The organism is Variovorax jilinensis (genome assembly GCF_030316885.1).
Taxonomy (GTDB): Bacteria; Pseudomonadota; Gammaproteobacteria; order Burkholderiales; family Burkholderiaceae_C; genus Variovorax; species Variovorax jilinensis.
Map to the genome: position 1 here is coordinate 1 of NZ_JASZYQ010000015.1, position 7394 is coordinate 7394.

Consider the following 7394-nt stretch of genomic DNA (forward strand, 5'->3'; position numbering starts at 1 on the left):
AAGCCCTGATGCAGGAAGAACAGCATCTGGTTGTCCCAGTCGTCCGCGGAGAGCGGCCAGCCGTGGGAGAAAACGATGGGCTGGCCCTTGCCCCAGTCCTTGTAGAAGATCTGGGTGTCGTCTGTGGTCTTGATGAAAGGCATGCGGGTGCTTCCTTGTGGTGGATCGGAGAAGGTGCTCGGAGAGCGCGCTGGCCGTCGCCTCATGCGTTCAGCGCTCTTCGAGAAAGCGGTTCACTTCGGCCGAGAAGGCTTCGGGGTACTGGAAAAGGAAGCCGTGTCCCGAATCCGGATAAATGACCAGCCGGGCATTGGGCAGCTCTTGCGCCATCGCGTAGGAGGCATAAGTCGGCACCATGACGTCGTGGCGGCCGTTCGCCACCAAGACCGGCTGCCGCACTTCATTCAGCCGCGGCAACAGGGAGGTCTCCGGCGAGCCAACCGCCATGGCGGCTCTGAGTTGAGCCTGCCAAGCCACGGGTTCGACCTGCTTCGCGAATGCATCCCCGCGCGCAGTCAGGCGGGCCAGGTATGCCTGCCCGGCCGCACGACTGGTCGGCGTCGCTTCGAAGAAGAGGAACAGGAAGTCCTCGTGGTCGTTGACGGGCTTGGTTGCCACCTGCCAGATCGACGCGTCGGGCGGGGCGGCGCGGGCTGCATCGATCGGCACATGGCCTGGACCGGAACCGGCGATGACTGCGCGTCGCACGAAGCCCGGATGGTCCAGTACCAATTGCAAGGCCACCGTGCCTCCCATCGAAAAGCCCAGCACGTCCACTTGCCGATAGCCCAGCCGCGATGCGACGCGCGTCGCCGTCGCGGCAAAGGCCCCCAGCGAGTCCGAAGGCTGGCCCGAGGAGCGACCGAAGCCCGGCTGGTCGAACATCAGCACCGGCCGTTGAGCCGCCAGGGCGTCGATCAGCTTCGGGTCCCAATGGTCCATGGTTCCGCGGAACCGGTTGAGCAGCAGCAAGGGCACGCCGTTGCCGGAACCGATGACGCGGTACGCGATCTCCTGTTCGCCCAGTTGCATGCGCAGCGTCGGCGCGGAGGTGGTGGCGGCGGCGGGATGGAGGGGGGCTGCGCCGGCCGGCCTCACGCACAGCAGCAGGCATGGGACTGCGACGATCAGGGCTGCGACGATCAGGAACTGTCGCGATCTCGTCGGGAGATTCGTTGCTGTCATGGGTGCCAGCATCGCGCACCGCCCGCCCGCCCGCGTCTCCACAACGGCGTCTCGGTGTCTCTCTCCAAAGGACGAGCTGCAGGCGCTACCGCTCGAGAAGACCATTCGCCCGACGGCGACGCTGCTTCGGGCCAGGGCCGCCGTGCCTGGTGTCTATTGCCTGCGCCTTGCGTCAGGAACGCTGGCGGCGGTACGCCATCGGGGACGTGCCGGTGGCCTGCCGGAACGCACGCGCAAAGTTGGCCTGCGTCGAAAACTGCATCGACGAGGCGATCTCCGCCAGCGATGAGCGACCTTGGGAGAGCAGGTGCTTGGCCTGTTCCATGCGCAGGTTGGCCAGGTAGCGGTACGGCGCGATTCCCGTCGACGCACGGAAGAGGCGGGCAAAGTGGAAGGGGCTGACCGCCACGGCAGCGGCGATCTCGTCGAGACCGATCGGTTGATCGAGGTGCGCCTGCATGAACTCCACCGCGAGCCGTACGCGCCGCACATCGCGCGCTGCGGTCGCCGCGGACCCGCGCGGCATTCCCAGGTCGGAGTAGCGCTGCGCGAGCCGGTTCGCCAGCGCGGTCGTCAGCGAGTCGATCAGCATCCGGCTGGCGGCCGAAGGGTTCCGCATGTCCTCGGCGAGCGCATGGCCGATCCGCACGATCGTTTCGTCGTGCACGCCAGCGAGGTAGCGGACCTGGCGCAGGAACGCGGCGCTGTTGCCGTCGGGGTCGGACAGGGCAAGCAGCCGGTCGGTGGACAGGTAGATGTGAAAGATGGACGGCAGGTGCGCGCTGATCCTGATGTCGTCCTCGGCAACGCCCACCGGGCTGATCCAGATCGTGTCTTTCCGGACCATCGTCTGCTGCCGCTGTCCCCAGCCCTTGCGGCTCACGAAGGCGCCGGGTGTCGTCTGTGGCGCGATGGTGATCTCGATCTGGTTCGATACGAACGGTGGCAGGTCGCCGGCGGGGTGGGAGCGCATCTCCGCGGCAATGCCCCGCCAGCCCAACGCACCCGAGGAGCAAAGCAGTTGCGCCTGAGGAAACTTGTTGTCGCCATGCCGGAGAAGGTTCATGGGTCCCGAGAGGACAAGTGGGGGGAATCCCCGACATTACCCTCCAAAGTTCGCACGAACCTTACAGCCGGTCAAGCTGCACCGTGAGGCAGCTTCTTGAGCGTTTTTTTTGGCCCAGGGCCTCTTCCGGCGGCGGCTTGCTCAGCTTGCGAACGCAAGACCGTCGGCCATGGCCGCCTGTACCACCCGAACGCCGTTCGTCGCCGCAAGGTCGGCCGGACGCGCGCCGGCGAGCCATGCGCTGGGGCGCGAGAACCAGAGAGCCATGCCCCACGAATCGAGCGCTGGCGCCAGGGCACCCATGACACGTGGCAGCTCGGGCAGTGTCTTGAGCCCGGGCCGGCAGAACTGGAAGAGGGGCAGCCAGCATGCATCTCCCCATTCGAGATGAACGACCTGCCCTCCATCGACGAGCGCAGCAATGGTTCGCGTGTGCCGCCGCGCGTCGCCGCGCAGCAGGAATGGAAGATCGGATGAGCGTGCGAGCCCGCCGCTGTCACGGTAGGCCGCAAGCAGGTCGACGAAGGCCGTATCGTTGCAGCGGGGCCTGCGCACCACGGGCCCCCCTGGCTGCAAGGCAATCGTTGACGTCTGGATGGAAGGCATGGCGACTCCTGGAACGGGAATCCACTTTGGCTCCGTTCGCCGACGTGCGCTTCGCTCCCAGGAGGCATTCGGAATGCCACTTCCGGCCGATACGGGGATCAGCCGCGAAGCGTCTCGACAGCGGGCCTGAAGAGGTATCCCGCACCCCGCTCGGTAAGGATCAGGGCAGGGTTGCGCGGCTCCTTCTCGATCTTGCGGCGCAGTCGCCCGACCATCACGTCGATGGAGCGGTCGTAGACCTCGGCGTTGTGCAGCCTCGAAAGCGCGAGTAGCCGCTCCCGGGACAGGACACGGTGCGGCGCAGCGAGAAATGCCAGCAACAGGTTAAATTCGGCATTGCGCAGCGCCGTGATCTCGCCGGTGGGAGAGCGCAGCTTGCGAAGACGCACATTGAGCTCCCATCCCTCGAAGCGGTACGCACGCACATCGGCCACGGCATCCGCCACGGTCTCGTGCATTCTTGACCGGCGCAGCAGTGCGCGAATGCGCGCCAGCAGCTCTCGCGGAGAGAAGGGCTTGGTGACGTAGTCGTCGGCTCCGAGCTCGAGTCCCATCACCCGGTCTGCCTCGTCCTTCAACGCGGTAAGAATGATGATCGGGACCTTGGTCTGCTCGCGCAGATTCCGGGCGATCTGCAACCCGCTTTCGCGACCGAGACGAAGGTCGAGCACCACCAGGTTGGCCGGATCGCGGGCGAGCACCGAGCGCATCTCGCCCTCGGTGGTCACCGCTGTGACGCGAAAGTCGTGGTCGCCCAGGTAGTGCGTGATCAGGTCCCGCACCGATGGGTCATCGTCGACCGCAAGCACGTGCGGCGCCTGTGTCGACGCACCGTTGTCCAGCATTCAACCTGCTCCTTGCACAAGAAACAACAATGTCAGTTGACACAAAAGCGCGCATCTTCCGTCCATGTGAGGGAACATGCAGCCTTCGATGGTTGTTCGCTCCCGCCTCATTTTCCTGCGGGGGATGTCGCTTGGCACGCGAACGGGGATTCAAATCTTGCTAGGTTGCTTTCGCATTGCGGTCATCGACAGCGACCCCCTCATGCGGGACCTGGCCGAGCGTTGGCTGTCCGAGGCCGGGCATGAACTTGTCGTCCTTCCGACGCCTCCATCGGAGGCGGTCCGACGACTCGACCTGATCATGCTGGACGTGGCGAATCCAGGACGTGCCGCCGGACGTGTCGAAGCGCTGCGCGCGTTCTACGACGTGCCGATATTGGTGATGTCCGCCCACCTGCGGAACAGCTCGAAGCCATCCTCCGCGCTGGCCTCACGCCTCCAGGCTGCGGCCGTTCTTCCGAAGCCGTACACCCGGAATGAACTACTGACGGCCGTCGCGGCGGCCATTGGCAGACGCAACTGACCCCGCAAATACCGACGCCAGCGCCGTCGCCAAATCGGCCTTCGCAACCGGCTTTGCAAGCACCGCCAACGCGCCCGACGCGCGGGCCCGGTTCACCAGGGTGTCGCCGAGATAGCCGCTCATCATGATGACTGGAATGTCCGGGCGCACTTCCTTCAGCGAACGCATCAGCGCGATGCCGGACATTCCCGGCATGCGTTCATCCGTGAGCACGGCGTCGAAGACGTCGGGGCCTTCCCGAAAAATGCGTGCGGCCTCCGTGCTGGAAGTGCAGGCCGTCCATCGATACCCCAGGTCGGAGCAAAGCCGGGAGGTCAGACTGCTCAGCGCGGGATCGTCGTCAATGACGAGCACATGCTGCTTCGTGCCACGCGGCAGGCGTTGTGGCGCAATCGCGCGCGAGTGGGGCACGTCGCCCATTCGCGGAAGGTAGACGACGAACGTGCTGCCGTTGCCGACGCTGGAACTGACGTCGATGGCGCCCCCCAACTCCGTCACGATGCCATGCACAAGTGACAACCCGAGTCCCGTCCCCAGATTGACCTCCTTCGTGGTGAAGAACGGGTCGAAGATGCGCTGCCGGTTCTCAGGTGCAATCCCGATCCCCGTGTCGGATACGGTCAGGGCGACATATTCGCCGCCGTCCATGGAGCCCGTGGTCACCGAGCGCCCCTGCAACAAAGAGGCGCATTCAAGCACGATCCTCAGGACGCCGCCGTTCGGCATCGCCTGAATCGCATTGATCGCCAGATTGCCCACGATCTGATGCACCTGGGTCGGGTCTCCCATGATGGCAGCCGTGCCAGCGCGGAAATCGCACTCGAGATCGATCTCGCCTTGCAGGGCGGGCTTCAGCAGATCCACCGATTCGCGCGCGACCTGCTCGAAATGCACCAACGTCCGTTCGCTGATGCTGCTTCGGCTGAAGGCGAGGATCCGGTCTACCAAGGAGCGCCCCCGTTCTCCCGCCGTAAGGATGGATTCGAGATCGCGGCGCATGCGGCTTCCCGAACGCGTTCGCCGGAGCGAGATCTCGCCGAACCCCAGGATGGCGCCCAGGATGTTGTTGAAATCGTGCGCGATCCCACCTGCGAATGTGCCGACCGCTTCCAGTCGCTGCGATTGCTGCCGTGATGCCTGCTCCCGCTTGCGCGCGTCTACGTCGCTGATCGAGCCGCTCAGTCGGGTCGCTTTTCCTTCGGCATTGCGCAGGCAGCGCCCTCGGATTCGTCGCCACCGGTCGGTGCCGTCGGGTTGCCGGAATAGCCACTCCGCGTCGAGCGAATCTGATTCGCCAGCGACGTATCGAGCGATGGCGTCTCGTCGCGCAGCCACGTCCGCCTGCGGCTCAAGGACCAGCGCCATCCATTCGGCGCGCGGCCGTAGAGCGTCGGCGCTCGGTGGCAGCCCGTAGAGGGACTGCGCACGCTCGGACATGAACATCATCCCGGTCTGCAGGTCCCAGTCCCAGATACCATCTGCCGATCCCTCGACCGCCAGCGCAAAGCGCTCCTCCGACTCGCGCAGCGCTGCTGCCGTCAGGCGCAGCCGCGTGATGTCTGCCGACGCCCCGACGACCCGCATCTTGCCGTCGCCTTCCACCATCGCGACGCCGCGCTCGTGGATCCACCGGACCTCGCCATCGGGGCGCACGATACGGAACTCCGCTTCCCAGCGCCCCATTGGCTGCGAGAGCCATGCGTGGAAGGTGCGGCCGATCCGCTCGCGGTCGTCGTCGTGAATGCACTGAATCCATAGCACCGGCTCGCGGTACAGCGCCTCGACGCTGTAGCCCCAGATGTCTTCAAAACTCTGGCTGCAGTAGACGACACGCTCGGGATCGCACTCGGTGATCCAGACCACGTCGCCAGTGGCCTCCACCAGATGGTGGAATCGTGCTTCCGATCGGCTGAGGTCCTCAAGCAGGCGAGTCGACGGATCTGACATGGCGTCCGGATGTCCTGTTTGGCCATTGAGATGCAGCAAATTATCCAGCAGCGATGTCAGCTCGATCCCTCTATGTGTCGTCTGACACATCGCCAGGTCGAAAACGCACTGCATTGAAACACCGACGTCGCAGACTCCTCACCCGCAGGGCACAGGCCCGCCAATCTATCCGGAAGGTGCCATGAACAACGTTCCCCCTATCGAGGTCTACGTATGCCACAGTTCTCCGCTGGTCAGCGCCGGGCTTGCTGCCACCCTGCACGGTCAGGTAGGACTGTCCGTGAGTGTCCGAGAAGTGGATCATGGCTTGCCGGATGACCTTCGCTGCGATGTCCTGATTGCCGACTACGCCACAGGCCTGAGGTGCGTCGGCGCGATGTCGGCGGCTCAATCCGATACCCGAGGATCGCTGCCAAGGCTGCTGATCGTGACTTCCAAGGCGGGTGAGTGGGACATCCGCTGCGCGATGGCTCAGGGTGTGCCGGGATACCTGCTTCTGGGATGCCCGGCCGAGCGGCTCGTGCATGCTGTCCGCTCCTTGGCCCGTGGTGGCCGCTGCTATGACGATACCGTCTCGGCTCGGCTCGCCGAGAGTCTGATTCACGCAACGCTGACCAAGCGGGAGCAGGACGTCCTGAAACTGCTGTCACAGGGCGTTGGCAACAAGCTCATTGCTCGTTCCCTGGACATCCAGTTGGGTACGGTCAAAACCCACGTCAAGGCGATTCTTGCAAAGCTTGAGGTGCGCACCCGGACGCAGGCTGTCGTGGTCGCCGAGCATCGAGGCCTGACAGGCGTGGTCTGCGACTGAACTCGAGCATCGCGGTCAACCTCGGCGGCGCCGCACGAAAGAGCGACCCCAGTCAGACGGCCATGGAGAAGCTCCGCCTCCATCGCGGCGGCAGCTTCAGACTGGGTGCAGTCGGTCGATTTTGGCCGGCGAGCGTCGGAGACCGCGGATACCTGACGTTCGCGCTTTTGTGCGCGACCGGCCGGTCCACTTGGAAACTTGACCTTCGCTGTCCAGCGCTCCCAGCGCCAGGGCCACGACGTCCTTTGAATGGCTGATTCCCAACGTCGCGAATTGGCGTTCAGGGCCCTCTCCAGTCTCTGGGTTCGGTGCGACGAACGTCCGGTCCACCACCGAAAGCGGTCAGTCTTCCAGCCACAAACTCACGCTCTCGACCCGCGCGCGTACCAGGCCTGCGAGCGATTGACCACC

Annotated in this window: 8 protein-coding genes; 2 read left to right on the forward strand and 6 right to left on the reverse strand. The window is 64.9% G+C overall.

Annotation, left to right across the window (positions count from 1 at the left end; all coding sequences use genetic code 11):
- From QTH87_RS26035 to QTH87_RS26055, 5 genes are all read right to left on the reverse strand, one after another.
- Window positions 1-143, reverse strand: a 143-nt coding sequence (locus QTH87_RS26035) for an alpha/beta fold hydrolase (RefSeq protein ID WP_286613330.1), incomplete at its 3' end; no start/stop codon positions are given.
- Window positions 144-210: 67 nt separating this feature from the next.
- Window positions 211-1185 (reverse strand): alpha/beta fold hydrolase, encoded by a 975-nt coding sequence (locus tag QTH87_RS26040; protein ID WP_286613319.1) that lies wholly within the window; start codon window positions 1183-1185, stop codon window positions 211-213.
- Between the two features lie 172 nt (window positions 1186-1357).
- Window positions 1358-2251: a helix-turn-helix domain-containing protein gene (locus tag QTH87_RS26045; protein WP_286613320.1), complete on the reverse strand. Its 894-nt coding sequence runs from the start codon at window positions 2249-2251 to the stop codon at window positions 1358-1360.
- 141 nt (window positions 2252-2392) lie between these two features.
- A complete protein-coding gene (locus QTH87_RS26050; protein ID WP_286613322.1) occupies window positions 2393-2857 on the reverse strand; it encodes a hypothetical protein in 465 nt (154 codons plus the stop codon).
- Window positions 2858-2955: 98 nt separating this feature from the next.
- A complete protein-coding gene (locus QTH87_RS26055) occupies window positions 2956-3666 on the reverse strand; it encodes a response regulator (protein ID WP_353506169.1) in 711 nt (236 codons plus the stop codon).
- Between the two features lie 112 nt (window positions 3667-3778).
- Here QTH87_RS26055 and QTH87_RS26060 point away from each other — a divergent pair, with 112 nt between their 5' ends.
- Entirely contained in the window at window positions 3779-4225 is a 447-nt protein-coding gene (locus QTH87_RS26060) for a DNA-binding transcriptional response regulator (protein ID WP_286613325.1), read from the forward strand.
- Here the strand turns inward: QTH87_RS26060 and QTH87_RS26065 are convergent.
- Window positions 4184-6172, reverse strand: coding sequence for a PAS domain-containing hybrid sensor histidine kinase/response regulator (locus tag QTH87_RS26065; RefSeq protein WP_286613327.1), 1989 nt, complete (start codon window positions 6170-6172; stop codon window positions 4184-4186). The genes QTH87_RS26060 and QTH87_RS26065 overlap by 42 nt on opposite strands.
- 181 nt (window positions 6173-6353) lie before the next feature.
- Here QTH87_RS26065 and QTH87_RS26070 point away from each other — a divergent pair, with 181 nt between their 5' ends.
- Window positions 6354-6983, forward strand: a complete 630-nt coding sequence (locus QTH87_RS26070) for a response regulator transcription factor (protein ID WP_286613329.1) — start codon at window positions 6354-6356, stop codon at window positions 6981-6983.
- Window positions 6984-7394 lie beyond the last annotated feature (411 nt).

Coding starts and splice junctions, on each gene's coding strand:
- QTH87_RS26060 (WP_286613325.1), top strand. CDS start 3,779: ATGCAGCCTTCGATGGTTGTTCGCTCCCGCCTCATTTTCCTGCGGGGG.
- QTH87_RS26045 (WP_286613320.1), bottom strand. CDS start 2,251: ATGAACCTTCTCCGGCATGGCGACAACAAGTTTCCTCAGGCGCAACTG.
- QTH87_RS26070 (WP_286613329.1), top strand. CDS start 6,354: ATGAACAACGTTCCCCCTATCGAGGTCTACGTATGCCACAGTTCTCCG.
- QTH87_RS26065 (WP_286613327.1), bottom strand. CDS start 6,172: ATGTCAGATCCGTCGACTCGCCTGCTTGAGGACCTCAGCCGATCGGAA.
- QTH87_RS26040 (WP_286613319.1), bottom strand. CDS start 1,185: ATGACAGCAACGAATCTCCCGACGAGATCGCGACAGTTCCTGATCGTC.
- QTH87_RS26050 (WP_286613322.1), bottom strand. CDS start 2,857: ATGCCTTCCATCCAGACGTCAACGATTGCCTTGCAGCCAGGGGGGCCC.